This window comes from Streptomyces sp. NPDC001604, assembly GCF_042893475.1.
Taxonomy (GTDB): domain Bacteria; phylum Actinomycetota; class Actinomycetes; order Streptomycetales; family Streptomycetaceae; genus Streptomyces.
The window spans coordinates 42,833-69,039 of the sequence record NZ_JBIAUY010000026.1 but is presented as its reverse complement, the minus strand read 5'-3'; the positions used below and the strand labels follow the sequence as shown (position 1 = coordinate 69,039).

The following is a 26,207-nucleotide window of genomic DNA, read 5'->3' as shown; positions in this document are numbered from 1 at the left end:
CCTCGTTGACACCACGACACCCCGAGAGCACACCCGGGGTGCGGAGTAATACGAGGAATCCCATGACGGACACCATCGACGACCAGGAAGCGCTTCTGCCACTGCTCGCCCGCACAAGCGCCGTACTGTTCGACTTCGACGGGCCTGTCTGCCGGCTCTTCTCCGAGTCCACAGCCGGGATTGCACGAAGCATCAAACGAACAGCGGAAGAAGTCTGGGGTCCCCTCGACCCGGACGTCCGGGACTGCGACGACTCCCACCACGTTCTTCGGCCGTTGCGGCACATGTACGAGCGGCTGTACGAGGAGCAGGCCCCGAAGCGGCGGCCCAGCCGCCGTCCGCTCGAATTCGCGGAGAAGACCGTCGCCGAGGCAGAGATCTCGGCCGCCGCCGATGCCACCCGCGCCGAGCACATCGGCGAGTTGGTGCTCCGACTGCGCAAGCTCGGTATGCGTCTCGTCATCGTCAGCAACAACGCCGAGGGCGCGATTCTGCGGGCGCTCGAAGGCATGCGTCTGACCCCGCAGTTCGAGGCGGTGTTCGGCCGGGACCCGCAAGACGCCCGACTCATGAAACCGAACCCCCACTGCGTCCGCCGCGCCCTCGCCCACCTCGGGATCCCCGCCCGCGCTTGTCTGCTGGTGGGGGATCAGATCACCGATCTCACCGCGGCCCGGGCCGCCGGGACCCGTTTCCTCGGCTGGACGCAGGACGAGATCCAGGCCAAGGAGATGGAGAGGGACGGATCGGATGCCGTCGTCTCGTCGCACCGGCCGTTGGTGGCGGCCGCCGGGAGACTCTTCGAAGCCAGGCATTCCGCGGAGTCGGTCAGCGGCCGAGCAGTTCCCACACGGACGTGAACCAGGCCTGTTGCTTCTCCACGAACTCCGAGCCCTGGGAAGAGGGGTCGTCGTCCTTCACGTAGTGCGTGAGACCGGCGCCCAGACCGATCACATCGGGGGCCTCGATCTCCAGGCCGTCGTCCAGTTCGAAGGGGCGCATGTAGACCTTGTACGGCCCCTCCAGAGCCTGCACCTTGTTGACGAGGTAGAGCTTGGAGTACGGAATCAGTCCAATGTGACGGATCTCGAACTCCACCGAGGGGACCAGTTTCATGGCCCGCACATCGCTCACTAGGGTCCGCAGTGTGGCCGTGTGCCGACGTCTGAGGTCCAGATAGCGCTCCTTCAGGACCTCGTCGTGGGCGGGGTCGCCGGTGCGCCAGTACGGCATCTCGACCGACTCGGAGGGCAGCAGCACGCGCAGGGCTATCCGTTGCGGTGAGATGCGCCCCGCCTGGATCCGCTCCGCCTGCGTGCGGAGGTGCGCGCCAAGGGACTCCGAAGTCAGCGTGAAGACGTCCAGGGTCACTTCGGTCTGTTCGAACGCCTCACCGATGAGCTCCCCCAACGTCACCTGGTGGTCAGGATCCTTCGCGCTCCTTGGCGAGTGAATGTGCTGGTTCCAGATCACCCGGGAGCCACTGCCCTGACGCGACTCGATCCAGTGCTCGCTCTTCAGATCCCTGAGCACCCGCTGCACGGTGTCGCGGGAGACGTCGAACTCCTCGGCCAGTTCACGCTGTGACGGCAGGCGTCCGTTCAGCGGATATTCACCGCTCGTGATCCGAGCCCGCAGCGCCACGGCGACGCGGTCGTACTCCTTGCCGCCCCGCTCACTGGTGGAAGTGGTACCACTCACACCGCGACCGTACCTCAACTTGTCTGCCCGTGTTAGCCGATCAGCAGACAAGGGCATACCGGCCCTAGTCAACCAGTCCAATTGGACTGGAAGTTGATCGCTTATCGGCAAGCGGCAGCCAGGGGGTAGTGGTGATCACGAACACGATCGTTGAACTGGGGATCGGCATCTTCTTCATGGGCCTCGATCAGCTGGCCCAGTCGCAGTTCGGCGCACTCGGACTCCTGCTCCTGCTCCTCGTCGGAGTGGGAATCCGGACCCGCAACGGAACCTGCCTGTACGTCGCGGCCGTACTCCTCGTCCTCGTGCTCCCGATGGTCTCTGCCTAGCAGCGCTTCCGTTCGCCGTCACGGCGGGATGAGCAGCGGTGCGGCAAGTCACCCCCGCAGCACCTTCAACAACGGCTCCAGTGACCCCACGATGTCCCTCGCCCCGGCGACCTGGAGCAGTTTCTCCTTGTGTTCGTTACGCGCGTAGCCGAGGAAGGGGACACCGGCCTGGCGGGCCGCCTCGCAGTCGGTGGGGGTGTCGCCGATGAACAGGGCGCCGGTGGGAGCCACGCCCATGGCTGTCAGGGCGCGGTTGAGGTAGTGGGGGTGGGGCTTGAGGTACTGCAGGTCGTGGGTGCGGCCGTAGATGTGCGGCAGGAAGCAGTCGAGCAGGCCGCGGCCGGCCAGGTAGGCCTGGACGGCCTTCGGGGAGTTGTTCGTGGCTATCGCCAACCGTGCACCGACCGCCTTCCAGGTGCGGATCAGCGGGTCGGCGTACGGGGTCGGCTGGGCCTTGGGGACCGCCCGCAGTTCTTCCTGGGTGAGACGTTCCTCCACCTCCAGCACCAGGTCACTGTCAGGATGCCGGCGGTCGACCGCGCGCAGGACGGCATGGGGGTCCTCGGTGTCCCGCTCGTCCTCCGTGAGGAGATCGTGCAGCCCCCGGCCTTCGAGCCAGTCCACCAGGTCGGTCGCCACACCCTCGGCCGAGTGCCCGGCGAACAGCCGGCAGATCGGTCCGTCGAAGTCCCAGAGCACGACGCGGGCGTGCCCGATCAGCTCCTGCAGTCGCTCGGTCTGTGCCGCCATCGGATCAGTCTGCGTCGTATCACTAGTCACTAGGAGAGTGTCAGGTCCGTCGTGATGGTTTCCCAGAGGGCGTCGAACCACTTCTGGGATTCCGCCACGAACGCCTCGTCCCGCTGCCCGGCCCGTTTGACGAAGGAGAAGAGGACGGACGCGGAGCCGAGGGCGTCGTACATCTCCAGGGTCTGGCTCTGCCACTCCTCCGCCCGCTTGGTGGGGATGTAGTAGCCGATCAGCGCCTCCTCGCCGTTGAGCATGTACAGCTTCACCGGAGGCGTGAAGGGGAGCGCGCGGAATGTGACCCGGACATCGATGCCGTGCGTGGACCGGATGGCGTGCAGGTTGTGGCGGAGAACCTGCGCCTGCGCGTCGCGCATCGAGAGCCATCGCTGGTGGACCATGTCGTCCTCGTCGCTGCCCTCGACCAGCACGGGAAAGGCGAGATTGATGTCGCGGCTCGGCAGCAGGACACGGAAGGTGATCGACTCGGGCCGTATGCGGCCCTCGTGGATCAGGCGAACCGGCTCGCTGAGGGCCAGCAGCAGCGTCTCGGACGTATGGCACACCACGTCGACGCAGACCCGCCGCGCCGAGAACGCCTCGGTCAGCCGCGGTGCCAGCCCCACCATCGTCGGCTGCGGCTCCCTGCGGACGGGCGCCGGTGGCTCCGCGATCCGTGGTGGGCTTCCCTTGCTGACATTGCTGAGCAACCCGTCCTGCTGGAGGGCGCGCAGGGCCTGGCGGACCGCGCCGCGTTCCACGCCGAACTCGTCTGCCAGTTCGGCCTGGGTGGGCAGGCGGTCTCCGGCCTTGAGCTCGCCGTTGTTGATCCGTTCCCGCAGGACGTCGGCGATCTCCTGGGGCGAGAGCCTTCTGCTGCCGTTCACTGCCACGTTCTCCTGGGCCACGACCAAACGCTACAACTCGGATCCATCTACCGGGAGTTGTTTGGGACTTGTTTATAAGTAGGAACCAAGTGGGGATAACTTAGATTGAGTTGGTTGCCAACTTGGTTCAGTTGGCGGAAGTTTTGCTTCCTCGGATCCGCCTCACCACCCCCACGCACCGTCCCGCCCGCGAAGCCCGAAGGGGGAACCACCATGCCCGTCCTCGCCCTCCTCTCCGCCGTCTTCGTCGTCGGCATCGAGCAGACCGTTCAGTGGAAGTACGGCGCCACCGGCATCATCGGTCTGCTGCTGCTCACCATAGGCATCAAGGCGAAGAACCCGGCCGTCAGCTCCATCGGGGCCGTCGTGCTCGCCCTGCTGGTCGCGGGGCCCGCTCTATGAGCGGAAGGCATCCTGCGGCCCGGTCGGCCGCTGCCTCAGTCGCTGTGGGAGACGTCAGCTCGTGAGCACAAGCTCCGAACTGATCGTCTCCCACAGTGCGTTGAACCACAGGTGCGACTGCTCGACGAAGGTGGTGTCGCGCAGGCCGGCACCCTGTTCGAAGGCGAACAGCATGGACTGGGTGCCCTCGGCGTCGTACATCTCCAGGTGCTCGTGGTCGATCTCCTCCTCGCGTCGCGTGAGCGTGTAGTACGCGAAGAGCGCCTCCGCGCCGTTGAGCAGGTACAGCTTCACGGGCGGAGTGAAGGGCAGGGCGCGGAAGGTGACGTTCACCTCGATGCCGTGGGTGGCGCGCAGGGCCAGCAGGTTGTGCTGGAGCACCTGGCCCTGGGCATTGCGCTGGGCCAGCCAGCGGCGCTGCAGCCGGCCGTCGGCGGACGGGTCCACCGGGGTCGGGAAGGCGAGGTCGATGTCGCGGCTGGGCAGCAGGACACGAACGTCGATCTTGGCCGGTTTCAGTTCCCCGGCGTGGATGCGGCGCAGCGGTTCGCCCATGGCGAGCGTGAGGGATATCGACGTGAGGCAGAGAGCATCGACCTCGACATGAGGCTCGCCGAACGCGGTCGCTATGCGAGGGGCCAGCGCCACCATGGTGGGCAGCGGCGGAGCTTCCGGACCGCCGAAAACCCTGCCCGGGCCAGGGTCGGGGGCCACGGTCGCCGGGCTGCCCTTGGAGACGTTCGTCAGCAGATGCTCGGACTGCAGGATGCGCAGCGCCTGACGTACCGCACCGCGCTCGACGCCGAACTCGTCCGCCAGCCTGGCCTGCGTGGGCATGCGCTGTCCCGGCCGCAGCTCCCCGCTCCTGATCCGGGCACGCAGTGCATCGGCCACTTCGCGATGTGTCTTTTGTGGTCTCTTCCGCCCGTTGACGGAAGCGGTATCCGGGTCCACGACCAAACACTACAACTTCCCGCCATCTTTTGGCAGTTCCAGGGAAGGTGGTTATAAGCCGCTTCCAAGCGGAGATAAGTACAGAGAAGTTGGTCACCAACTTCAACAACATGGTCAAACTTCAGGAGGGTTGGCCGCAACCAGGGGTCCGCCTCCCCGTCCCGAAGGAGGGACCGCCATGCCGCTAGTCGCCCTCGCCGTCGCCGCTCTCGCCATCGGATTCGAGAACCTCGTCCAGTGGAAGTACGGGCCGATGGGCATCATCGCCTTCGCCGCCCTGTCCATCGGACTCAAGGCCAGGAACACCACGATCAGCGGCATCGGGGCGGTCATCCTCGTGATGCTGCTCGCCCAGTCCGGCTGAGCCCCGGCGAGCCCGACGGGTTCGCCGAGCCAGGATCCGGCTGACCGGGCTCCCTTCCGGAGGGGAGCCGGGAGCCCGGCCAGTCTGCACCAAGCGCACAGCCACAACTGAACACCGACAACTGAACAGCTCCACCAGTACAGCCACAACTGAACAGCTCCACCAGCACCGTCACAACTGAAGAGCACAGCTACGGATGAGTCATCAGTCGTTGTCGGAAGGAAGGGGGCTCAGAACATGTCCGGGCACCAAGGTCGCCTGGACGTACGCAGCAGGGCGTCGGCCACTCGGGCGGCGCCCGCTCGTTCTTCCTGCACCCGGCCCAGCGCCGCGAGCCGTACGACCGACTCGTCGCCCAGCCACAACCGCCCCAACTCGGCGACACCGAGGGTGAGTTCGGCGCTCTCCGTGGTCGGCGTGCAGGACGCGCCCTGTGCCGACGCCTCCAGTCGGTAGCGGCCGCCCGCCAGGCCGGCGCCGTCGGCGACCTCGAGCACCAGGGAGCCCGACCCCTCGTACGTCCGCGACTCCAGCGCCCGTACGACATCCAGGATCCGCACCCACAGCCAGTCGGCCTGCGAAGTGATACGGGCGGCCCTCGGGTCCGGGAGGAGGAGGGGGAGGAGGTCGTCGGGGGCCCGTTGGCCGCTCTTGACCCGGGTGACCCAGTCGATGGAGCACAGATAGCTCCACAGGGCGCGCTCGGCGGCCGGGGTCGCCGCGATCAGGCTCCGCACGGTCGCCGTGTCCAGCGGCTGCTTGGCGTCGCCCCACTTGTCGTCGACCTCGTAGGCGACCAGGCCCTCGACCTCGCCGTCCCGTGCGCGGTACACGGCGAAGAACGGCTCGGTCCACTTCGGGTCGAGCCGGATCTCGCCCGTGTGCTGCTGCCACCAGCGGTCGCCGCGCGTGACGGCGCCGGGGGTGGTGCGGCGGACGCGGTCGTGGAGTTCGGGGCCGAGTTTGCGTACGTCCTCGGGGTCCACGAGGTCGATACGGCCGCCGTCGGCCGGGCCGGACCAGCGGGGGTCGAGGCCTGTGCGCGGGACGTCCACGGTCCACTCGGCGGTCGTGGTGGCGGGGCCGAAGCCGTAGCGGCCGTAGATCGGGTACTCGGCGGCGATGAGCGTGGCCACGAGGTCGCCGCGCTCCTTCGCGCCCGCGAGGTCCCGGTTCATCATGCGGGTGAGGAGGCCGCGGCGGCGGTGGGTGGCGGTGACGGTGACCGCGGAGATGGCGTTGGCGGGGACGGGGGTGCCGCCCACCGCGGTGACCTGCTGCTCGAAGGAGCGGAAGGTTGCCACGCAGCGAGTGCCGTCGAAGGCGCCGAGGTATCGGTTCGGCTCGAACTGGGGGCGGCGGGCTTCGAGTTCGGGTTCGTCGACCTGGGACTGCTGTACGAAACCGACTTTTACGGCGCGGAGCCACTCGGGGAATTCGGGCTCGGTGATCGGGCGGACGTTGATGTCGGGGTGCGCCTGGGTCATGGGATCACGGTAGGTGCAGCGTGGGGTGGTGTCGCGTGGATTTTCCTCGCCCCCGCCGCCCCTACCCGTCCCGTCCCCAGGGGCTACCGCCCCTTCGACCCCGCCAGGGGCTCCGCCCCTGCACCCCGGCGGGGACTGCGTCCCCTGCACCCCACGCGGGGCTCCGCCCCTGCACCCCGTTTCGGGGCTCCGCCCCGGACCCCGATCGGCCTGAACGGCCTCGTCCTCAAACGCCGGACGGGCTGAAAGATGGGACCCGCCCTCCTCCTCAAACGCCGGACCGGCTGAGAGAGGCTGGCCCCGCCTCCTCCTCAAACGCCGGACCGGCTGAAAGATGCGGGCCCCGCCTCCTCCTCAAACGCCGGACCGGCTGAAAGATGCGGGCCCCGCCTCCTCCTCAAACGCCGGACCGGCTGAGAGAGGCTGGCCTCGCCTCCTCCTCAAACGCCGGACGGGCTGGGAGGCGCGGGCCGGGGCTACGACGGACACGGCCCGCGGGTGGGCGGGGAAACAGGCTGGAGAGCACAGCCCGGCGCGGGGCGCGCAACGGCAACCCGCACGTAGGGATCAGGTGAGCAGGTCGTCGACCTGTGCCTCTCCCTCGCGGTAGCGGCGGGTGATTTCGCCGCTGCAGTCGTCCGTCGTGCGTTGGAGGCGTTGGCGCCTGAGGGACACCTGTTGCTCGTAGCGGACGAGTCGGCCCATGGCCGTGTTCAGTTCCAGGTCCGTGCGGGCGGCCAGGTCGGAGAGTTCGACCTCGGCGAGCATGTCCGCGGCCAGTCGGCCGTACTCCTCGTTGTACGGCGTGCCCAGCGTCACATGGCGGGCGGAGGAGCGGTGGCGGGCCGGGGCGTCCGTGAGGATCTCCGGGAGCCGTTCGACCACGGAGCCCGCACCTGCCGGGGAGCGGCGGGCCAGCTCCGCCCGCAGGATGTCGATACGGCCCTGCAGCAGCCGCCGTACATAGCTGAGGTCGGCCTCCTCGCGCTGGGCGTCCCGGCGCAGGGTGCGCAGTTCGGGCAGGCTCAGCAGGGCCAGGTCGTGCTCGGGCGGCCCCGCGGGCAGCTGCGGGCCGCAAGGCCCCGCACCGCTGTCCCCGCCGGTCGCGCTGTCCGGGCTGTCCGTCCGCTGAGTGGGCGGACGCGGCGGTGTCCGCTCCCCCGTACGAATCAGCGAGACTGCCCCAGGAGGCTGCCCAATACTCGGTGTGCTCATGTGCCTCAACCGTCCCCTCGACCGGCGTGTGGAAGCATCGTGCCACCCCAAGTGGCCGCTATGTGACCGAGTGCCCCCGATCGGCCCCAGATGGGGGGTTAAGGATCAATAAGAAGCCCTCCGAAGCCCCCTCGGACGCGGTTCCGGGCGCACGGCATGATGGGTTCATGCGTGCAGTGGTGCAGAGAGTGGACGGCGCGAGCGTCGTCGTCGACGGCGAGACGGTCGGGGAGATCATCGGCGAGGGGCTGTGCGTCCTCGTCGGGGTGACGCACGAGGACACCAAGGAGAAGGCCGCCCAACTCGCGCGCAAACTCTGGTCGATCCGCATGCTGCAGGACGAGAAGTCCTGCAGTGACGTCGATGCGCCGCTGCTGGTCATCAGCCAGTTCACGCTGTACGGAGATGCCCGCAAGGGGCGTCGCCCCACCTGGAACGCCGCCGCCCCCGGCGATGTCGCCGAACCCCTCGTCGACGAGGTCGTCGCCCAGCTGCGGGCCCTCGGCGCGACGGTGGCGACGGGCCGTTTCGGCGCGCAGATGCGGGTGTCGCTGACCAACGACGGGCCCTTCACCGTCCTCGTGGAGATCTAGGGCCCGGAGCCCGAAATCCCTGCACCTACGGTTCTACGACCGTCTCCTGCGCCGCCGCCGTGTCCCCCGCCACCAGCCGCGCGTCCACCGGCACGTTCCGCTTCACCAGGGCCAGTGCGACCGGGCCCAGCTCGTGGTGGCGTACCGAGGTCGTGATGAAGCCGATCTTGCGGCCGTCGGGGTCCTCGTCCGCGAGGCGGATCTCCGTGCCGGGCGTGGGGAGGTGGACCTCGCTGCCGTCCAGGTGCAGGAAGACCAGGCGGCGTGGCGGCTTCCCCAGGTTGTGCACCCGCGCGACCGTCTCCTGGCCCCGGTAGCAGCCCTTCTGCAGATGCACCGCCGTGCCGATCCAGCCCAGCTCGTGCGGGATGGTGCGGTGGTCGGTCTCGAAGCCCAGGCGCGGGCGGTGGTGTTCGACGCGCAGGGCCTCGTAGGCCAGGATCCCGGCGGGCGGGCCGGCCTTCTCCGCGTACGACTCGAGGTCCGCGCGCGGGAGGAACAGGTCGCGGCCGTACGGCGTCTCGCGTACGGCGACGCCCTCCGGCACCTCCGCGATCGAACCGGCCGGCAGGTGCACGACCGCGAACTCGGCCGTCCGGTCGGCGACTTCGACCTTGTAGAAGAACTTCATCGACTCCAGGTAGGCGAGGAGCGCGTCCTGCGTGCCGGGTTCGACGTGCGCCCAGACCGTCTCGCCGTCGTCGACCAGGTAGAGCGCGTGCTCGATGTGGCCGTGCGCGGAGAGGATCAGCGCCTCGGTGGCCTGGCCGGCCGGGAGGTCGCTGACGTGCTGGGTGAGGAGCAGGTGCAGCCAGCTCAGACGGTCCTCGCCGGTGACGGTGACGACCCCGCGGTGCGAGAGGTCGACGAAGCCGGTGCCGTCGGCGAGGGCGCGCTGCTCGCGGAACAGTTCGCCGTAGTGGGCGGCGACGCCTTCGTCCACGCCCTCGGCGGGGACGGCGCCGGGCAGGGACAGGAGGGGGCTCTTCATATGCACAAGCCTACGACTCGGTAGTTGAACTCTTCAGCGAGCAGTCCCGGCACCTGCCGAAGATCGCGAAGTGCTTCATGTCCGTCTCGAAGCCGAACTCCCGCCGCAGCTTCGCGGTGAACTCGGCGGCCACCGACACATCGGCCTCGATCACGTTCTGGCAGTCCCGGCAGACCAGGTGGATGTGGTGGTGGCGGTCCGCGAGGTGGTACGTCGGCGCTCCGTGCCCGAGGTGGGCGTGGCTGACGAGTCCCAGCTCCTCCAGCAGCTCCAGCGTCCGGTAGACGGTGGAAATGTTGACCCCCGACGCCGTCTTCTTCACTTCCGTGAGGATGTCGTCGGGGGTCGCGTGCTCCAGGGCGTCCACGGCTTCGAGCACGAGTTGCCGCTGCGGCGTCAGCCGGTAGCCGCGCTGCCTGAGGTCGCTCTTCCAGTCGGTGCTCACCACACCGAAGAGTCTAGAACTACTTGTACTTGTCAGAACTACTTGAAAAACGCCACCGGACCACGACCGGACTACCGGAGTGCCGGAGTGCCGGACTACTTGAAGAACGCGATGCCGTCGTCCGGCATGTCGTCGGGCAGGGCCTTGGCCCAGCGCTCGACGTCCTCGGGGGTGACGACCTTCTTCAGGTGCGCCGACATGTAGGGGCGCAGCTCGACCTCGGGGGTCTGCTTCTCGCCGACCCACATGAGGTCGCTCTTGACGTAGCCGTACAGGCGCTTGCCGCCGCTGTACGGGCCGGAGGCGGCCGTCCGGGCCACGGCGTCCGTGACCAGGTCGATCTGCGGCTTCTTGTCGGCCATCTCGCCGTACCAGATCTCGACGACGCCGTCGTCGCGGACCATCGTCACCTCGACCTTGCGCTCGGCGTCGATGCGCCAGAAGCCGTGCTCGGACTCCAGCGGGCGGACCTTGTTGCCGTCGTTGTCCAGCACCCAGGTGCGGGACTGGTACTCCAGGAAGTCCCGGCCGTCATGGCTGAAGGTGACCTCCTGCCCGAAGTTGCACTTCTCGGCACCGGGGAAGTCGTGCACGCCCGCGCCCGCCCAGCTGCCGAGCAGGAAGGCGAGGGGGACGAGGTCCTTGTGGAGGTCGGACGGGATCTCGATCATGGGTCGGCAGTTCCTTGAGGGGACCTTGATGGGGGTCAGCGCTGGCCCTGGTACAGCTTCTTCACGGTCAGCCCGGCGAAGGCGAGGACGCCGACGCAGACCAGGACCAGCAGGGCTTCGAAGAATGCCTCAAGCACGGGGTGCTCCTTGATGAGCTGAGGGTGGGCGGTACACAAAGGCCGGGCCCCAGCTTACGCGGCCGGGGCCCGGCACTCCTTGTGAGGTACGCCCAAGCGGGACTCGGGCGGACGTCAGCCGAGCAGCTCGCTCTGCAGGGCCACCGTCTGCCGGAACGGTACGGCCTGCGCCGCGCCCTTCCTGGACTGCAGGATCACCGCGAGGACGTCACCGGCGGAGAGGTATCCCTGCCGGGTCTGCTCGGCGCCGCGCGGCCTCTTCTCGATGTAGACGGAGTAGTCGACGTCGTGGTCGTGGGCCTCGGCCGGGAAGTCCGTGTCGAAGACCAGGCCGTCCGTGCCGCGCAGCGGATGTCGGGGGCCGTCGATCGGGGCCTCGTGGGAGAACAGATCGTCGACGACCTCCGCCGTGCCGAACTGCAGCAGGTAGATGCGGGTGCGCATGCCGTCCGGAGTGGTCCAGCCGCGGGCCGCTATGTGCCGCAGACCATCGTCGACGAACTCCTGCCGCAGGTCGTCGCGGGCGGACCCCGGCGGGTACTCGGCCAGGAAGTCCTTCGTCGCCAGCCAGCCGTCCTTGCCGCGCAGCTTCTGGTCCTGCACCGCTCCCTCGGGTGCGGGCAGGACGAGTGCACGCAGGTCGGCGTAGTGGGTGCCGGCCGTGTTGTCCTCGGCGAAGGGCCCTGGACTGCCGGAGGGCAGCGGCGGCCTGACGAGCGTCGGGTAGTCCCAGCGCCCGTCCGACTGCGTCGCCAGTCCCGGTACGTCGGTCCGCTTCATCGCCGTGATGCCGTACGCCGTCCCCGCACCGGCCGCCGCGAACACCACGACGGCGGCGGTCCAGCGCAGGGCCGCGTGCAGGACACGGCGGTTCTTCTTCACCGGAGCCGGGGCCGGGGCGGGGGCCGGGTCCTCGATCGGGGCCGGTGGCTCGTGGGGCGGGACCACGACGGCCTGCGGATCGGTCTGCACGACGGCCTGCGGATCGGTCTGCACTACGGGCTCGGTCTGCTCGGTCATACGGCCTCTCCGGGCTCGGCGATGCGGTCGAGCTGGTCCTTCAGAAGCTGGGCGATGCCCTTGGAGTCGAACGGCTTGACCCCGTCCGCGGTGACGGTGACCAGCACGTTCCCCCGGTAGGCGGAGCAGAACATCGCCTCCAGGTCCTCACCGGAGTCCTTGGGCGGCAGGAAGCACGCGGCGTCCTTGTAGCCCTCGATCTTCGGGCCCTTGCGGAAGACGTCGAGCCTGTCGAGGAACTCGTTCTGGGACGCCGAGATGTTCCGGACGGCGGCCCTGTTCTTCATCTGGGACAGCTGGATGTTCACGGCGACGGCGGTGTCCGTGAAGAAGCCGGCGCCGGCCTCCCTCACATAGCTGCGCATCGCCATGCCCTCGATGTGCTGCTTGTCGATCAGCTTCTCCAGCTGTCTGCGCTGGGTGCGCGGCAGGTTCCGCAGCGACTCCTTGCGCATGGCGGTGGCCTGGGCGCCGCTGAGTTCGGTGTCGGCGGCGAAGTTGCCGAGGTCGGGGCCGCGCTTCCAGCCGCCGGTGTAGGTCAGGAGCATCCCGGAGAGCCCCTTGGCGCGGGCTTTCTTCTCGCTGCCGGCGCTCTTCTGCTTCGGGAACTTCCAGACGGCCGCACCGGCGTCACGATCGGCGCCGTTCACGGTGACGACGGTGTAGCCGACGCCGACGGCCACTGCCACGGCGAGCAGGGCGGACCCGGCGACAGCGACGACACGGCCACGACGGCGGGGCCGGCCGGCGGGGGCAGCGGGCTGCGCGGGAGCGGCGGTGGGCTCGACCGGCCGTACCGGTTCGACCGGCTCAACCGGCTCGACCGACTCGACCAACTCCACCGGCTCCACCGGCTCGACCCGCTCGACCGACTCGACCGACTCGACCGGCTCCACCGGCTCCACCGGCTCGACCCGCTCGACCGACTCGACCGACTCGACCGGCTCCACCGGCTCCACCAACTCAACCGGCTCCACCAACTCAACCGGCTCCACCAACTCGACCGACTCGACTGACTCGACCGGCTCGTTGACGTTCTCGCTCACAGCCGCTCCATCTGCCGCTCGGCCAGGTCCATGATCCTGGCCTTGGTGATCGGCTTGGTGTCGTAGATCCAGACCTCCATGGCGATGTCACCGCGGTAGGCGTGGGCCTCCGCGCTGTACAGCGGCACATAGCCGGCCTCGGTGTCCGGACGGTTGTGGACGTACGCCATACCGCTCCCCGTCCCGGGGACGGGCCAGCTGTCGGTGGCGGACTTCTTCTCCGCCCAGTACTGGCTGTTGTCGCTGGAGTCGGCGGCCTCCAGGGACTCCTGCTGGCGGAACTGGACCAGCCGGATCTCCACGGTCTGTCTGCCGTCGGTCTCCCAGCCGGTGACGGCCGCACGGCGGAACTCGTCGCGGACGAGGTTGCCGAACATGGTGCCGGGCTTCTCGAAGTCCTCGGCGTACTCGGTCAGGTTCATCCAGCCGTCGCCGCCGCTCAGCCAGGCCGCCGTCTTCGCACCGCCCGGCTTCTTCAGCAGCAGCTTGCGCAGGTCACCGTCGGTCTTCACCTGGCGGTCCTGGGCGGCGGAGAGCGGTTCGGGTGCTTTGCCCGTCGCCTGTGAAAGCTTCGGCTGGGAGAGCGGGGGCAGGGCCGTCGGGCTGCGGTCGGCCTGGATCAGGCAGCCGGTGCAGGTGCCGGTGACCACGCCGAGGAGTGCGGCGCCGGCGATCAGCAGAGCGGTGCGGCCGCGGCGGCCGGGCACGGCGGGCGCATCGGGCGCAACCTCCGCAACCGGCGCTTCGACCACCTCTTCGGATACTTCCAACACGTCCCCCCACAAACTTGAAGCGCGCATTCCGTACGCGCGCTCACAGGAGACCCATGGCCGGCACTGCTGGTTGTAGGGGCGGTGATTACGATTCGGCCATGGCGAAGAAGCTCGTGATCAAGGTGACGGCGGGGGCCGATGCGCCCGAGCGGTGCTCGCAGGCGTTCACGGTGGCGGCGGTGGCCGTGGCCAGCGGTGTCGACGTCTCCCTGTGGCTGACCGGGGAGTCCGCATGGTTCGCCCTGCCGGGTCGCGCCGCAGAGTTCGAACTCCCGCACGCGGCCCCGCTGCCCGACCTGCTCGACGCGATCCTCGCCGCCGGCAACGTCACCCTGTGCACCCAGTGCGCGGCCCGCCGGGACATCACGGAGAAGGACGTCATCGAGGGCGTACGGATCGCGGGGGCGCAGGTGTTCGTTCAGGAGGCCCTGGGGGACGAGACGCAGGCTCTCGTCTACTGAGACGGTCTACGGAACGGTGCCGGACCGCTGGGCCGGCCCACCGAGCCGCCAGGACCTCGGGCGGCCGCTAGGACCTCGGGCGCTTCTTGCCGTCCAGCTCGTCCCACCACTCGTCGGACTTCGGATCGCCGGACGGATCGTCCCACCAGCGGTCGTCCGGACCCCGGCGGTTGGCGACCATGGCGGCGACCGGGGGAATGACCATCGCCACCACGCACATCCCGACCGCCACCGGGACCGACCAGATGCGTACGACTCCCCAGGCCAGGACGAACAGCGTGATGCAGGTGCCCATCATGGCGAAATAAACGTGACGCCGACGTGCCAGCATGCTTCCAGCGTAGGCCCGGGCACACCGAAGGGCCGCGCCCCGGAGGGTGCGGCCCTTGGGTGGTCGGCGCGTCAGACCGCGATCGCGACCTCCGCGAGGCCACCCTGCTGGGCGACGACCGTGCGGTCCGCGGTGGCGCCGGGGACGAGCGCGCGGACGGTCCAGGTGCCCTCGGCGGCGTAGAAGCGGAACTGTCCGGTGGCGGAGGTCGGGACCTCCGCGGTGAACTCACCGGTCGAGTCCAGGAGGCGGACGTAGCCGACGACGGGCTCGCCGTCCTTCGTCACCTGGCCCTGGATGGTGGTCTCACCGGGCTTGATCGTCGAGGCGTCCGGGCCGCCGGCCTTCGCTCCACACATGTCTTTCTCCAAGAGGGGTCTGACCGGAGGAAGGCCGGTCGGGATTTGCGGGTTGGGGGTCTTACTTGTTGGCGCCGAGCTCGATCGGGACGCCGACGAGGCTGCCGTACTCGGTCCACGAGCCGTCGTAGTTCTTGACGTTCTCGACACCGAGCAGCTCGTGCAGGACGAACCAGGTCAGGGCCGAGCGCTCACCGATGCGGCAGTAGGCGATGGTGTCCTTGGACAGGTCCACCTGCTCCTCGGCGTAGAGCTCCTTGAGCTCGTCGTCCGACTTGAAGGTGCCGTCGTCGTTGGCGTTCTTCGACCACGGGATGTTGCGGGCGGTCGGGACGTGACCCGGACGCTGCGACTGCTCCTGCGGCAGGTGCGCGGGGGCGAGCAGCTTGCCGGAGAACTCGTCGGGCGAACGCACGTCGACCAGGTTCTGCGAACCGATGGCCGCCACCACGTCGTCACGGAAGGCGCGGATCGCCTTGTTCTGCGGCTTGGCCTTGTAGGTGGTCTCGGCGCGCTCCGGGACCTCCTCGACCAGCTCGCGGGCGTCCAGCTCCCACTTCTTGCGGCCACCGTCGAGCAGCTTGACGTTCTCGTGGCCGTACAGCTTGAAGTACCAGTACGCGTACGACGCGAACCAGTTGTTGTTGCCGCCGTAGAGGATCACCAGCGTGTCGTTGGCGATGCCCTTGGCGGACAGGAGCTTCTCGAAGCCCTCCTGGTCGATGAAGTCGCGGCGGACCGGGTCCTGCAGGTCCTTGGTCCAGTCGATGCGGATCGCGTTCCTGATGTGGTTCTTCTCGTAGGCGGACGTGTCTTCGTCCACCTCCACGATCGCGATGTTCGGGTTGTCGAGGTTGGCCTCGACCCAGTCGGCGTCGACCAGGACGTCGCTGCGGCTCATGCTCTTTCTCCTCCGGGGCAGTTGCGGCGGGGCGTGCGAGTGCAGGGGGCGCGGGATGCCTCCGGCGGTGGGCCGGGGCGCGCACGGGTGCCCTGAGCAGGGCAGGGGGATGCGGAGGTCTGCGCCTTCCGCTCAGAAGGGGCGACAGAGCATGGCGGCGACGCGGCACAGGTCGACTGCCCGCCGCTTCGTGAGGTCCGCCTGTCCCCGTGGCCGGAGGACACTAGTCCAGCTCTGCATGCGGTCGATCGTAGGGACGGACAGCGGGGCGTGTCACCGGGGTGTCGTATCGTGAGATGCGATCGTCCGGAATGTGAGAAGTGATCACTGCGCGGGGTGCACCGGCACGGTCCGCGGGTGGATCTGCCGGTCATCACATCTACGGTGCGGACGCGAGCGTCTCGCCTTTCGGACGCCAGGCGTCCACCGCCGTCCACCGCCCGTCGTACTACCCCGCGAGCCTGACGTTCGAACCCTTCACCGTGATCTCCACACCGTTCTTCGCAGCCTGCACACTGTCCAGCTTCACACCGCCCGGGAGCTGGTGGATGGCCTGCTGGAAGTCGGTGATCGCCCGGATGCGGGAGTCCGCGAGGTCGACGACCAGCTTGGGCAGGTTGTCCGCGTGCACCTTGACGGTGTCGCCGTCCACGGTCACCGAGCTGAGCACGGGATACGTCTGCGTGGCGCCCGCAGCGGTCACCTTGATGTCCACCTTGATCTTGCCGTTGCCGCCGTCGGAGAGGCCGACGACCTGGGCGTCGATGCCGGGGATGATCTGTGTCGGCTCGGACTTGGCCGCCTTGAGGAGTTCGTCGTAGGCGATGGTGGCGGTGCCCGTCGCGGTGGCGGCGGTGGCGGAGCTGTAGTCGCCGGAGAACTTGACGCCCTTCATGTCGGCCTTCAGATCGTCGATACGGATCGACTTCGGGCCGCTGTTGCCGCCGGTGCCCGTGCCGGTGTCGGCCTCGTAGTCCTTGATGCCGATCTCGACGTCGTCCAGCTCGCCGGAGGCGACCTGGGTGAGGAAGGGGAAGCCCTTGATGGACACGTCCGGCGTGGTGGCGAGGTTCTCCGTGGTCTTCACCTTGTCCGCCGCCTCGTTCTCGGCGAAGTGGACCGCGACACGGTCCGCGATCACGAAGAGGCCGCCCAGGACCACGACGAGGATCAGAAGTATTCGCAGGGCGCGCATTCGGTGTTTCCCCCACCTGGCCGGACGACGACGGTTGTGACGACCGGGTGGCCGTCCAGCGCGAGAGTAACCCTGCCCCTGGGTTTGATCGGGGAGTTGTCGATCAGCTGTGACAGAGCTTGCCGTCCTCAGACGCCGGACGGGCCGGGCTACGCCAATGCCCGGCCCAGCATGAACACCACCGGTGCCGCCGCTGTCAGCGGCAGGGCCACGCCCGCCGTGAAGTGGACGAACCTCGACGGGTAGTCGTAGCTCGCCACCCGGTGGCCGATCAGGGCGCAGACCGCCACGCCCGCGCCGAGGAGTGCGCCCTTCGCGCCGAAACCGGTCATCCCGCCGACCGCGATACCTGCCCCCGCCGCGGCGAGCAGTGAGACGACGATCGACGCCGGGGTGGGCAGCGGCAGGGCGCGGGCCAGGACCGCCACCGCCACGGCCGCCGCGCCGACGGTCACCGCGTCCGGCTCGGCCGCGAGGTACCCGGCCGCGACGATCGACAGCGCCGCCGAGGCGACGGTCGCCATCAGGCCGTACATCCGCTCGTCCGGCTCCGCGTGCGAGCGCAGTTGCAGGACCAGGGAGAGCAGCACCCAGACGCCGAGGGTGCCCAGGATCGCCGCCGGGGCGTTCTCCCGGCCCGCCACCAGCAGTGCGACGTCCGCGGCCAGCGCGCCCAGGAAGGCCAGCGCGATGCCCTGCCGGGCGGGCCACATGCCGTTCAGCCGGAACCAGCCCGCCGCGGTGACCGCCTGCAGCGCGACGAGCGGGGCGAGCAGGGCGTACGAGTTGATCGCCGCCGCTCCGGACACGAGCAGCCCGAGCAGCGCCGTGAGTCCGGCCGGCTGCATGCCCGGCTCGATGATCGGGGAACGTCCCTCTTCACGGGCACGCTGGGCGTCCGTGATCCGGGAGTTCCCTGCGAGGGTCGCGGGCCCGTAGTCGGAGTCGGCCTCGGCGTCCTCCCCGCCGCCTTGGGCAGTCGTCCCGCTGGGGCGGGACGGGTGGGCAAGGCCGCCACCGCCGGGCGCCTCGTAGCCGGGGTGGACCGCAGCGCCGGCATACTCCTGCGGCTGTGCCGCCTCCCAGGTCTGCCCCTGCCACTGCTGCGTGTACTGCGGGTGTTGCTGGTACTGCTGGGCCTGGGCGGCGTGCGCCTCGTCGTACCCCTGGTACCCCTGATACCCCTGGTACGGCTGCTGGTGCTGCTGCTGATACGGGTCGTACGCGTCGTACGAACCCTCGTACGGCTGGTCGGTCATCGTCACCCTCCTGCGAACGGCGGGAGCACCTCGACCGTGCCGCCGTCGGCCAGCCGTACCGTCTCATGTCCGCGGGTGCCCACGGGATCACCGTCGATGAGGAACGAGCATCGCTGCAGGACGCGCGCGAGTTCTCCGGGGTGTCGCGCGCGCACGGCGTCGAGCGCCTCGGCGAGGGTGGCCGCGTCGTACGGCTCCTCGGCGACCCCGGCCGCGGCTTTCGCGGCGGCCCAGTAGCGCACCGTGACCTTTGGCATCCGGTTCCTCAAGTAGTGGATCGCCGAGTGGTGCATCGGCGGTGTACACCGTCAGGCTAGCCCGCCTGCGCGGCACCCCAGGCCCCGATACGGGCCAGCAGATCGTCGGTGGCCGCGTGTTCGGCGTGCCCCATGCCGTGCTCCAGCCAGAGTTCGCCCCGGTCACCGGCGGCGTCGGCCAGCATGCGCGGATGGTCGACCGGGAAGTAGCCGTCCCGGTCGCCGTGCACGATCAGCAACGGCGTCGGGGCGATCCGCGGTACGGCCTCCACGGGAGACAGCGGCACCGGGTCCCACTCCCGGTGGTGGATCCGGGTACGGAATCCGTAGCGGCCCACCAGCCGGCCCTCGGGCCGCGTTACCAGCCAGTGGAGCTTCCGCATAGGGGCGGTGCCCCGGTAGTACCAGCGAGCGGGGGCACTCACCGAAACCACGGCGTCCGTCGCCGCTTCCGTGCGCCCCTCGCGCCCCTGCCCGTACAGCGCCGCGTGCCGCAGCACCACGGAGCCGCCCATCGAGAAGCCGACGGTCACCACGCGCGCGTGCCCGAACCCCCGCGCCCACTCCACCGCGGCCGCCAGATCCAGGACCTCCCGGTCGCCGACGGTCGAGCGCCCGCCGGAGGCGCCGTGGCCGCGGAAGGAGAACGTGACCACGGCCCCGTACTGCGCGAACGCCTCCGCCACCCGTCGAACATGCGGCCGGTCCACATCGCCGGTGAACCCGTGGGCGACGACGAACACCGGAACAACAGAAGGTGTCGTGGAGGCGTCGTATACGGCCGCACCCGGGTCGTATACGGAATCAATCGCAATCCCGTCGTCGGTGCGCAGAAACGTACGGAAAGGCCCCTGTCTGCCCGTCTCAGAATTCGGACGAACGGTGGATCGCGCCACATGACCTGCCGGAGTGATGCTCATGTGGGCTATTCTGCTGGGCAGAGGACTCGGGCAGCGTAGCCCCCGGGTCCTTTTGTGCTTTCGGAAGCGTTGTATACGAAGCGGGAAACTCCAGGTGACCGCTGATATACGGGGCCTTCGGGATCGCAGAGCAGGGTGATACACCGCACACGTCCTCGCAGGGACCGAGGAGGAACCAGACGTATGAGTTCTCTGCTGCTCCTGACCAATGCCCTCCAGCCGTCGACGGAGGTGCTCCCCGCTCTCGGCCTGCTCCTGCACAACGTGCGAGTGGCTCCGGCGGAGGGCCCCGCCCTCGTCGACACCCCCGGTGCCGACGTCATCCTCGTCGACGGCCGCCGTGATCTGCCCCAGGTCCGCAGCCTGTGCCAGCTGCTGCGCTCCACGGGCCCTGGCTGTCCGCTCGTCCTCGTCGTCACCGAGGGCGGCCTCGCGGCCGTCACCGCCGACTGGGGCATCGACGACGTGCTCCTCGACACCGCAGGACCTGCGGAGGTCGAGGCGCGACTGCGGCTCGCCATGGGCCGGCAGCAGATCGTCAACGACGACTCCCCCATGGAGATCCGCAACGGCGACCTGTCGGTCGACGAGGCGACGTACTCCGCGAAGCTCAAGGGGCGGGTCCTCGACCTCACCTTCAAGGAGTTCGAGCTCCTCAAGTACCTCGCACAGCACCCGGGCCGCGTCTTCACGCGCGCCCAGCTGCTGCAGGAGGTCTGGGGCTACGACTACTTCGGCGGCACCCGCACGGTCGACGTCCACGTACGACGGCTGCGCGCCAAGCTCGGCCCCGAGCACGAGTCGCTGATCGGGACCGTCCGGAACGTCGGTTATCGATTCGTTACTCCCGAGAAGGCCGATCGCGTCTCCGACGAAGTCAAGGCCAAGGCAGACCGGGCAAAGGTGGAGGATGCGGACGAGACCGCCGCTCTGGACACCGCCGAGGTGTCGGCCGAGGCATAACGGACCGCCGGAAGGGGCATTGCTTCCGCACAGCTTCCACCCAGGGGGCGCGGGAGCAAGCTCCTTCTCGCCCTGCCCAGGGCCGGTATATCCGCGTAGACTCCGCGCGTGGCCAAGGTGACTCGGGATGATGTGGCGCGGCTGGCGGGAACTTCGACCGCCGTCGTCAGTTACGTCATCAACAACGGACCCCGGCCGGTCGCCCCGGCCACGCGCGAGCGTGTCCTCGCCGCCATCAAGGAGCTGGGGTACCGACCGGACCGGGTCGCGCAGGCGATGGCGTCCCGGCGTACGGACCTCATAGGCCTGATCATCCCGGACGCGCGCCAGCCCTTCTTCGGGGAGATGGCGCACGCGGTCGAACAGGCCGCCTCCGAGCGCGGGAAGATGGTGCTCGTCGGCAACACCGACTACGTCAGCGAGCGCGAGGTCCACTACCTGCGCGCCTTCCTGGGCATGCGGGTCTCGGGACTGATCCTCGTCTCGCACGCCCTCAACGACCTGGCCGCCGCGGAGATCGACGCCTGGGACGCCCGGGTGGTCCTGCTGCACGAGCGGCCGGAGGCCATCGACGACGTCGCCGTCGTCACCGACGACCTGGGCGGCGCCGAGCTCGCCGTACGCCACCTCATCGAGCACGGCTACGAGTACGTCGCCTGTATGGGCGGCACCGCCGAGACCCCCGCGGTCGGCGACCCGGTCTCCGACCACGTCGAGGGCTGGCGGCGCGCGATGGGCGAGGCCGGGATCTCCACCGAGGGGCGGCTCTTCGAGGCGCCGTACAACCGCTACGACGCGTACCGCGTGGCGCTGGAGATCCTCTCCGGGCCGCAGCGGCCGCCCGCGATCTTCTGCTCCACCGACGACCAGGCGATCGGCGTGCTGCGGGCCGCCCGCGAGCTGCGCATCGACGTGCCGGGTCAGCTGGCGGTCGCCGGGTTCGACGACATCAAGGAGGCGGCGCTGACCGATCCGCCCCTGACCACGATCGCCTCGGACCGCTCCGCGATGGCCCGGGCGGCCGTGGACCTCGTACTCGACGACGGGCTCAGGGTGGCGGGGGCGCGGCGGGAACGGCTCAAGCAGTTCCCGTCACGACTGGTCGCGCGGACCTCCTGCGGCTGCCCCTGAGGGCCGTGCACCGGCACATGAAAGTTCTCTGAAGGCGCCCGCCGGGCAGCGAGAAGCGTCTTTATATCGGGCAAACAAGGTTCTGCCGGGCTTCTCAGCGGACACTCAGGAAGCTCTCATGGTCGCGGTTCAAGCTCATTGTCATGACCGAGAGCTTCCGCCGCAGCGGCGAGTACGAGAGCTATGACGGCTACGGGAACCCGCAGCAGGGCGCCCCGCAGCACGCCTCCTCCCCTGTGAACCCCGAGTGGCCGCCCCCGCCGGCGCAGCCGCCGGTGCAGCAGGCCATGGTCGAGCCGGCCCACGCTCAGGCGCCGAAGAAGCGGTCCCGGGGCCCCTTGGCCCTGCTGGCCGCCGTGGCGATCGTCGCCGCGGCGATCGGCGGCGGCACCGCCTACGCCTTCCAGGAACTGACCGGCAACAACACCGTCGCGACCAGCAGCACCAGCACCAATGTGGTGCCGGCCGGCAAGAAGGGCGACGTCGCCACCATCGCCGCGGCCGTCAGCCCGAGCGTGGTCGAGATCAGCGCCACCCTGAGCAACGGCTCCTCGACCGGCTCCGGTGTGATCATCACCAGCGGCGGCGAGATTGTCACCAACAACCACGTCATCTCCGGCGCCTCGTCGATCAAGGTGACGACCAGCAACGGCAAGACCTACCCCGCGAAGGTCGTCGGCACCGACAGCAAGAAGGACCTCGCCCTGATCAAGCTGGAGGGTGCGTCCGGGCTGAAGGCGGCAACCCTCGGCAACTCCGACGGCGTGCAGGTCGGCGACACGGTCGTGGCGATCGGCTCCCCCGAGGGCCTGAGCGGCACGGTCACCAGCGGCATCGTCTCGGCCCTGAACCGCGACGTCACCGTCTCGACCGACGAGAACCAGGGGCAGGGACAGGACGGCGGTGACGGCCAGTGGCCGTTCTCCTTCGGCGGCCGGCAGTTCAACGGCGACACGGGTTCCTCGACGACCACGTACAAGGCGATCCAGACCGACGCGTCCCTCAACCCGGGCAACTCCGGCGGCGCGCTGATCGACGCCGCGGGCGACATCATCGGCATCAACTCCGCTATGTACTCGGCCAGTTCGCAGTCGTCCTCGGGTTCGTCGGACGCCGGCAGCGTCGGCCTCGGCTTCGCCATCCCGATCAACACCGTCAAGTCCGACCTGGCCACGCTGCGGGCCGGCGGCACCGACAGCTGAATCCCGCCTCCACGAAAAGGGAGTACGTCATGATCCAGCAGGTTTCCCACACGGTCGCCGGCACCGACCCGGCCGGTCTCGCCCTGGCCCTCGCGGTGGCGTACGAACTGCACGCACCGACGACGCGGGCGCCGGAGGTGGCCCCGCAGCTGATGGGCCTGCACACCTCGGCCGCCCGCCCGCACCGCCGCAGGGTGCCGCTGAACCGGATCGCGGCGATGCGTGGCTGATATGCGAGGCTGAAGGCCTTCAGCACGTTGAGCATCTTTCGCTGGTCCAGCCCCCTGTCGTCCCACCGTCCCACCGCACCGAGGACCCGAAGCCCATGAGCCCCGCCGATGGCGACCGTGACCCGCAGCGCATCCTGATCGTCGACGACGAGCCGGCCGTACGCGAAGCACTCCAGCGCAGCCTCGCCTTCGAGGGCTACGCGACGGAGGTCGCGGTCGACGGCGCCGACGCGCTGGAGAAGGCAACGGCGTACCAGCCAGACCTGGTGGTCCTCGACATCCAGATGCCGCGCATGGACGGTCTGACCGCGGCCCGCCGTATGCGGGGGGCGGGCACGACGACGCCGATCCTGATGCTGACGGCGCGTGACACGGTGGGTGACCGGGTGACGGGCCTCGACGCCGGCGCCGACGACTACCTGGTCAAGCCCTTCGAGCTGGACGAGCTGTTCGCGCGCGTCCGCGCCCTGCTGCGGCGCAGCTCGTACGCCGCCGCGGCGGCCGCCGGGGCCCTCCAGGAGGACGAGGCGCTGACCTTCGCGGACCTGCGGATGGATCTGGCGACGCGGGAGGTGACGCGGGGCGGGCGCCAGGTGGAGCTGACCCGCACGGAGTTCACCCTCCTGGAGATGTTCATGGCGCACCCGCGCCAGGTGCTGACCAGGGAGCAGATCCTGAAGGCGGTGTGGGGCTTCGACTTCGAGCCGAGCTCCAATTCCTTGGACGTGTACGTCATGTACCTGCGCCGCAAGACGGAGGCGGGCGGCGAGCCGCGCCTCGTGCACACCGTGCGGGGCGTCGGGTATGTGCTGCGGCAGGGCGGCGCGGAGTGAGGAGGCTCCTGCGCCGCTTCCAGACGCTGCCGATCCGCTCCCGGCTGGCGATGCTGGTGGCTGCGGCGGTGGCTTTTGCGGTGGCGGCGGTTTCGGTGACGTGCTGGTTCATCGTGCAGGGGAAGCTGTACGACCAGGTCAACGACGATCTCAACGAGATGGCGGGGAGGCCCGGCACGGTCAACCAGCTGTTGAACAGGTGCACGCAGAACCCGCCGGAGAACCCCCAGAACTATCCGGGCCGGAACAACTACGTCCAGGCGATCAAGGAGAGCGGCACCCCCTGCGTCGACCCGAGCTCCCCGGGCACGGTCAAGGTCACCGGCTCCGACAAGGACGTGATCAAGGACGGGAAGTTCCTCCGGGGCACGTTCCGCAACGGCACCGACGACCACGGCAACGCCGTCCGCGTGCTGACGCTGTACCTGGGCGTCGACCAGACCGACGGCCAGGGTGTCGCCCTGCAGCTCGCGGTCCCGCTCAAGGGCACGCAGTCCACCCTCAACGAACTCGCCCTGATTCTCCTCCTCGTCTCCGGCGTCGGAGTCCTCGGCGCCGGCGCCGCGGGACTAGCAGTCGCCCGCGCTGGCCTCCGCCCCGTCGACAAGCTCACCGAAGCCGTAGAACACGTCGCCCGCACCGAGGATCTGAGCATCCGCATCCCGGTGGAGGACGACGCCGAGGACGAGGTGGCCCGGCTGTCCCGCTCCTTCAACTCGATGACCGCGTCCCTGGCCAGCTCCCGCGACCTGCAGCAGCAGCTCATCGCCGACGCCGGTCACGAACTCCGCACCCCCCTCACCTCCCTCCGCACCAACATCGAACTCCTCAGCCGCAGCGAGGAGACCGGCCGCCCCCTCCCCCCGGCCGACCGCAAGGCGCTCCTCGCCTCCGTGAAGGCGCAGATGACCGAACTGGCCGCCCTGATCGGCGACTTGCAGGAGCTGTCGCGTTCGGAGGGCCAGCGGGGCGAGCGCGTCCAGGTGGTCTCGCTGGAGGACATCGTGGAAGCGGCGCTGCGCCGGGCACGTCTGCGCGGGCCGGAGCTGACGATCACGGCGGACCTGCATCCCTGGTACGTACGGGCGGAGCCGTCCGCGCTGGAGCGGGCGATCGTCAACATCCTCGACAACGCGGTGAAGTTCAGCCCCGAGGGCGGCGCGATCGAGGTGGAGCTCGGCAGCGGCATCCTGACGGTCCGCGATCACGGCCCCGGCATCCCCGCCGAGGAGCTCCCCTACGTCTTCGACCGCTTCTGGCGCTCCCCGAGCGCACGCGCGCTGCCGGGCTCGGGCCTGGGTCTGTCGATAGTCGCGCGGACGGTGGAGCAGGCGGGCGGCGAGGTCACCCTGTCCCGCGCGGAGGGCGGCGGCACGGTGGCGACGGTACGGCTGCCGGGGGCGCCGATGCCGCCGCCGGAGGGGCCGTAGTCCGGGCGGCCTCAGCCGCGCTTCGGGCCGGTGATCGTCTCCCCGATCACGAATCCCTTCGCGGGGCCTTCGGGGATGGTGACCTCGGTGCCGTAGGGGACGCGGTGGATGTCCTCCCAGTCGGCCTTGTCCGGGCGGGGGCCGGTGAAGAGGGTGACGGCGCCCTGGCCGTCGTAGTCGTCGATGAGGACGTACATAGGGATGCCGGCGCGGGCGTATTCGCGGCGCTTGCGGGTGCGGTCGCGGTCCTGGTTGCGTTTGCCCGGGGAGACGACTTCGACGATGAGGTGCACGGACTCGGCCCTGACCCCCATGTCGTCCTCGTCGCTGCACGGTTCCGTGTCCTCCGGGGCGACGAAGGCGTCCGGGATCCACGCCTTGCGTTTGTGGATCACATTCACGTCCTGATGGCAGGCGTACTCGCCTCCGTCCAGGAACTTGTCGAGCGCCCTGCGCACACGATTGGTGATCTGACCGTGCGAACGGCGAGCGGTGGGCGACACCTCGATGGCTCCCTCGATGATCTCAGCGCGGTAGCCCTCGGGGAGTTCCATGGCCTTCCATGCCTGCCACAAGACCTCGTCCAGGTCGGGTACGTTCACGATTTCAGCCGAAGCCTCGGACATGGTCTCGGGCCTCTCATGTGCGAGAGCGGTCAAGGTGGCACCTCCTCCTCAAGTGTGGGCTGGGCGTGCCTGCGGCACAAGCAACACGATCACGGTAAGTAAGGTGATACGCCTGACCTGGGGAAATGCCTCCAGATCACTCGTTCGAGCGAAGGCGAAACGACCCGGCAACCTTTCCGCCCGGGGCGGCCCCCCAGCACAGCCGACGCAGAACCGCTCTCGCCGTCACCACCAGCCTGAGCGCGGCGATCAAGACCACCCCACAGGCCGGCCGGCCGGACGCCGACCTTCTCCTCACGCCCTCGGCTCCCCGCTCTACGATCACCTCGGACACGGATGCCGGGGAG

The 26,207-nt window shown here is 69.2% G+C and carries 33 protein-coding genes; 12 read left to right on the top strand and 21 right to left on the bottom strand.

Annotated features, from left to right (window positions below; all coding sequences use genetic code 11):
• The first annotated feature begins 62 nt into the window (after positions 1 to 62).
• Positions 63 to 860: an HAD family hydrolase gene (locus tag ACFY1E_RS43705; protein WP_389087044.1), complete on the top strand. Its 798-nt coding sequence runs from the start codon at positions 63 to 65 to the stop codon at positions 858 to 860.
• Here the strand turns inward: ACFY1E_RS43705 and ACFY1E_RS43700 are convergent.
• Entirely contained in the window at positions 829 to 1,701 is an 873-nt protein-coding gene (locus ACFY1E_RS43700; RefSeq protein ID WP_389087042.1) for a GntR family transcriptional regulator, read from the bottom strand. The two genes, ACFY1E_RS43705 and ACFY1E_RS43700, sit on opposite strands and share 32 nt — an antisense overlap.
• Before the next feature lie 131 nt (positions 1,702 to 1,832).
• Here ACFY1E_RS43700 and ACFY1E_RS43695 point away from each other — a divergent pair, with 131 nt between their 5' ends.
• The gene (locus tag ACFY1E_RS43695; protein WP_389087039.1) at positions 1,833 to 2,030 is read left to right on the top strand and encodes a hypothetical protein; all 198 of its coding nucleotides are present in this window, start codon (positions 1,833 to 1,835) and stop codon (positions 2,028 to 2,030) included.
• Between the two features lie 48 nt (positions 2,031 to 2,078).
• On the opposite strand, the gene ACFY1E_RS43690 is transcribed toward ACFY1E_RS43695, so the two are convergent.
• Together ACFY1E_RS43690 and ACFY1E_RS43685 are read right to left on the bottom strand one after the other, a co-directional pair.
• The gene (locus ACFY1E_RS43690; RefSeq protein WP_389087037.1) at positions 2,079 to 2,780 is read right to left on the bottom strand and encodes an HAD family hydrolase; all 702 of its coding nucleotides are present in this window, start codon (positions 2,778 to 2,780) and stop codon (positions 2,079 to 2,081) included.
• Positions 2,781 to 2,809: 29 nt separating this feature from the next.
• The gene (locus tag ACFY1E_RS43685; RefSeq protein WP_389087034.1) at positions 2,810 to 3,691 is read right to left on the bottom strand and encodes a FadR/GntR family transcriptional regulator; all 882 of its coding nucleotides are present in this window, start codon (positions 3,689 to 3,691) and stop codon (positions 2,810 to 2,812) included.
• 186 nt (positions 3,692 to 3,877) lie between these two features.
• Between ACFY1E_RS43685 and ACFY1E_RS43680 the strand changes: the two genes are divergently transcribed.
• Positions 3,878 to 4,066: a hypothetical protein gene (locus tag ACFY1E_RS43680; RefSeq protein WP_344399511.1), complete on the top strand. Its 189-nt coding sequence runs from the start codon at positions 3,878 to 3,880 to the stop codon at positions 4,064 to 4,066.
• A gap of 54 nt (positions 4,067 to 4,120) precedes the next feature.
• Here ACFY1E_RS43680 and ACFY1E_RS43675 read toward each other — a convergent pair whose 3' ends face one another.
• A complete protein-coding gene (locus ACFY1E_RS43675) occupies positions 4,121 to 5,020 on the bottom strand; it encodes a winged helix-turn-helix domain-containing protein (protein WP_389087032.1) in 900 nt (299 codons plus the stop codon).
• A 178-nt stretch (positions 5,021 to 5,198) separates the two neighbouring features.
• On the opposite strand from ACFY1E_RS43675, the gene ACFY1E_RS43670 reads away from it, so the two are divergent.
• Positions 5,199 to 5,384 (top strand): hypothetical protein, encoded by a 186-nt coding sequence (locus ACFY1E_RS43670; RefSeq protein WP_389087029.1) that lies wholly within the window; start codon positions 5,199 to 5,201, stop codon positions 5,382 to 5,384.
• A 230-nt stretch (positions 5,385 to 5,614) separates the two neighbouring features.
• Here ACFY1E_RS43670 and ACFY1E_RS43665 read toward each other — a convergent pair whose 3' ends face one another.
• Together ACFY1E_RS43665 and ACFY1E_RS43660 are read right to left on the bottom strand one after the other, a co-directional pair.
• Positions 5,615 to 6,871, bottom strand: a complete 1,257-nt coding sequence (locus ACFY1E_RS43665) for a GNAT family N-acetyltransferase (RefSeq protein WP_389087027.1) — start codon at positions 6,869 to 6,871, stop codon at positions 5,615 to 5,617.
• Between the two features lie 567 nt (positions 6,872 to 7,438).
• On the bottom strand, positions 7,439 to 8,086 hold the full coding sequence (locus ACFY1E_RS43660) for an aerial mycelium formation protein (RefSeq protein WP_389087025.1): 648 nt from the start codon (positions 8,084 to 8,086) through the stop codon (positions 7,439 to 7,441).
• 167 nt (positions 8,087 to 8,253) lie between these two features.
• Between ACFY1E_RS43660 and dtd the strand changes: the two genes are divergently transcribed.
• Positions 8,254 to 8,679: a D-aminoacyl-tRNA deacylase gene (gene dtd, locus ACFY1E_RS43655; protein WP_030941515.1), complete on the top strand. Its 426-nt coding sequence runs from the start codon at positions 8,254 to 8,256 to the stop codon at positions 8,677 to 8,679.
• A 25-nt stretch (positions 8,680 to 8,704) separates the two neighbouring features.
• Here dtd and ACFY1E_RS43650 read toward each other — a convergent pair whose 3' ends face one another.
• From ACFY1E_RS43650 to ACFY1E_RS43625, 6 genes are all read right to left on the bottom strand, one after another.
• A complete protein-coding gene (locus tag ACFY1E_RS43650; RefSeq protein WP_389087022.1) occupies positions 8,705 to 9,670 on the bottom strand; it encodes a YgfZ/GcvT domain-containing protein in 966 nt (321 codons plus the stop codon).
• Between the two features lie 10 nt (positions 9,671 to 9,680).
• Positions 9,681 to 10,118, bottom strand: coding sequence for a Fur family transcriptional regulator (locus ACFY1E_RS43645; RefSeq protein WP_099929821.1), 438 nt, complete (start codon positions 10,116 to 10,118; stop codon positions 9,681 to 9,683).
• A gap of 92 nt (positions 10,119 to 10,210) precedes the next feature.
• The gene (locus ACFY1E_RS43640) at positions 10,211 to 10,786 is read right to left on the bottom strand and encodes an FABP family protein (protein ID WP_389087019.1); all 576 of its coding nucleotides are present in this window, start codon (positions 10,784 to 10,786) and stop codon (positions 10,211 to 10,213) included.
• Positions 10,787 to 11,037: 251 nt separating this feature from the next.
• Complete coding sequence (locus tag ACFY1E_RS43635; RefSeq protein WP_389087017.1) at positions 11,038 to 11,943, bottom strand: hypothetical protein; 906 nt, start codon at positions 11,941 to 11,943, stop codon at positions 11,038 to 11,040.
• Positions 11,940 to 12,989, bottom strand: coding sequence for a hypothetical protein (locus ACFY1E_RS43630; RefSeq protein ID WP_389087014.1), 1,050 nt, complete (start codon positions 12,987 to 12,989; stop codon positions 11,940 to 11,942). The genes ACFY1E_RS43635 and ACFY1E_RS43630 overlap by 4 nt, the downstream gene beginning before the upstream one ends.
• Positions 12,986 to 13,762 carry a hypothetical protein gene (locus tag ACFY1E_RS43625; protein WP_389087012.1) on the bottom strand — a complete coding sequence of 259 codons (777 nt, stop codon included), beginning with the start codon at positions 13,760 to 13,762 and terminating at the stop codon, positions 12,986 to 12,988. The genes ACFY1E_RS43630 and ACFY1E_RS43625 overlap by 4 nt, the downstream gene beginning before the upstream one ends.
• Before the next feature lie 98 nt (positions 13,763 to 13,860).
• Here ACFY1E_RS43625 and ACFY1E_RS43620 point away from each other — a divergent pair, with 98 nt between their 5' ends.
• The gene (locus ACFY1E_RS43620; RefSeq protein ID WP_389087009.1) at positions 13,861 to 14,223 is read left to right on the top strand and encodes a DsrE family protein; all 363 of its coding nucleotides are present in this window, start codon (positions 13,861 to 13,863) and stop codon (positions 14,221 to 14,223) included.
• A gap of 67 nt (positions 14,224 to 14,290) precedes the next feature.
• On the opposite strand, the gene ACFY1E_RS43615 is transcribed toward ACFY1E_RS43620, so the two are convergent.
• The 8 genes from ACFY1E_RS43615 to ACFY1E_RS43580 all read right to left on the bottom strand — a co-directional run bounded on the left by ACFY1E_RS43615 (position 14,291) and on the right by ACFY1E_RS43580 (position 19,445).
• Positions 14,291 to 14,554: a DUF3099 domain-containing protein gene (locus tag ACFY1E_RS43615; protein ID WP_115907338.1), complete on the bottom strand. Its 264-nt coding sequence runs from the start codon at positions 14,552 to 14,554 to the stop codon at positions 14,291 to 14,293.
• Positions 14,555 to 14,625: 71 nt separating this feature from the next.
• Positions 14,626 to 14,913, bottom strand: a complete 288-nt coding sequence (locus ACFY1E_RS43610) for a DUF1416 domain-containing protein (RefSeq protein ID WP_003991226.1) — start codon at positions 14,911 to 14,913, stop codon at positions 14,626 to 14,628.
• A 61-nt stretch (positions 14,914 to 14,974) separates the two neighbouring features.
• Positions 14,975 to 15,814 (bottom strand): sulfurtransferase, encoded by an 840-nt coding sequence (locus ACFY1E_RS43605; protein ID WP_351480538.1) that lies wholly within the window; start codon positions 15,812 to 15,814, stop codon positions 14,975 to 14,977.
• Between the two features lie 132 nt (positions 15,815 to 15,946).
• Positions 15,947 to 16,054, bottom strand: a complete 108-nt coding sequence (locus ACFY1E_RS43600) for an Ms5788A family Cys-rich leader peptide (protein WP_389087005.1) — start codon at positions 16,052 to 16,054, stop codon at positions 15,947 to 15,949.
• A 208-nt stretch (positions 16,055 to 16,262) separates the two neighbouring features.
• Positions 16,263 to 17,009, bottom strand: a complete 747-nt coding sequence (locus ACFY1E_RS43595; RefSeq protein WP_389087003.1) for a DUF2993 domain-containing protein — start codon at positions 17,007 to 17,009, stop codon at positions 16,263 to 16,265.
• A 149-nt stretch (positions 17,010 to 17,158) separates the two neighbouring features.
• The gene (locus ACFY1E_RS43590; RefSeq protein WP_389087000.1) at positions 17,159 to 18,268 is read right to left on the bottom strand and encodes a hypothetical protein; all 1,110 of its coding nucleotides are present in this window, start codon (positions 18,266 to 18,268) and stop codon (positions 17,159 to 17,161) included.
• A gap of 2 nt (positions 18,269 to 18,270) precedes the next feature.
• A complete protein-coding gene (locus ACFY1E_RS43585) occupies positions 18,271 to 18,525 on the bottom strand; it encodes a MoaD/ThiS family protein (RefSeq protein ID WP_389086998.1) in 255 nt (84 codons plus the stop codon).
• A 56-nt stretch (positions 18,526 to 18,581) separates the two neighbouring features.
• Positions 18,582 to 19,445, bottom strand: a complete 864-nt coding sequence (locus ACFY1E_RS43580) for an alpha/beta hydrolase (protein WP_389086995.1) — start codon at positions 19,443 to 19,445, stop codon at positions 18,582 to 18,584.
• Positions 19,446 to 19,628: 183 nt separating this feature from the next.
• Here ACFY1E_RS43580 and ACFY1E_RS43575 point away from each other — a divergent pair, with 183 nt between their 5' ends.
• The 6 genes from ACFY1E_RS43575 (at position 19,629) to ACFY1E_RS43550 (ending at position 25,234) form a co-directional block, all read left to right on the top strand.
• Positions 19,629 to 20,408 carry a winged-helix domain-containing protein gene (locus ACFY1E_RS43575; RefSeq protein WP_389086993.1) on the top strand — a complete coding sequence of 260 codons (780 nt, stop codon included), beginning with the start codon at positions 19,629 to 19,631 and terminating at the stop codon, positions 20,406 to 20,408.
• Between the two features lie 108 nt (positions 20,409 to 20,516).
• Positions 20,517 to 21,539, top strand: a complete 1,023-nt coding sequence (locus ACFY1E_RS43570) for a LacI family DNA-binding transcriptional regulator (protein WP_389086990.1) — start codon at positions 20,517 to 20,519, stop codon at positions 21,537 to 21,539.
• A 143-nt stretch (positions 21,540 to 21,682) separates the two neighbouring features.
• Positions 21,683 to 22,741, top strand: coding sequence for a S1C family serine protease (locus ACFY1E_RS43565; RefSeq protein ID WP_389086988.1), 1,059 nt, complete (start codon positions 21,683 to 21,685; stop codon positions 22,739 to 22,741).
• A 29-nt stretch (positions 22,742 to 22,770) separates the two neighbouring features.
• Positions 22,771 to 22,971 carry a hypothetical protein gene (locus ACFY1E_RS43560; RefSeq protein ID WP_389086985.1) on the top strand — a complete coding sequence of 67 codons (201 nt, stop codon included), beginning with the start codon at positions 22,771 to 22,773 and terminating at the stop codon, positions 22,969 to 22,971.
• 95 nt (positions 22,972 to 23,066) lie between these two features.
• Positions 23,067 to 23,804 carry a response regulator transcription factor gene (locus tag ACFY1E_RS43555; protein WP_389086983.1) on the top strand — a complete coding sequence of 246 codons (738 nt, stop codon included), beginning with the start codon at positions 23,067 to 23,069 and terminating at the stop codon, positions 23,802 to 23,804.
• A complete protein-coding gene (locus ACFY1E_RS43550) occupies positions 23,801 to 25,234 on the top strand; it encodes a sensor histidine kinase (RefSeq protein ID WP_389086980.1) in 1,434 nt (477 codons plus the stop codon). The genes ACFY1E_RS43555 and ACFY1E_RS43550 overlap by 4 nt, the downstream gene beginning before the upstream one ends.
• An 11-nt stretch (positions 25,235 to 25,245) precedes the next feature.
• Here the strand turns inward: ACFY1E_RS43550 and ACFY1E_RS43545 are convergent, their stop codons facing one another.
• Positions 25,246 to 25,893 carry a Uma2 family endonuclease gene (locus tag ACFY1E_RS43545; RefSeq protein ID WP_389086978.1) on the bottom strand — a complete coding sequence of 216 codons (648 nt, stop codon included), beginning with the start codon at positions 25,891 to 25,893 and terminating at the stop codon, positions 25,246 to 25,248.
• Positions 25,894 to 26,207: the final 314 nt, after the last annotated feature.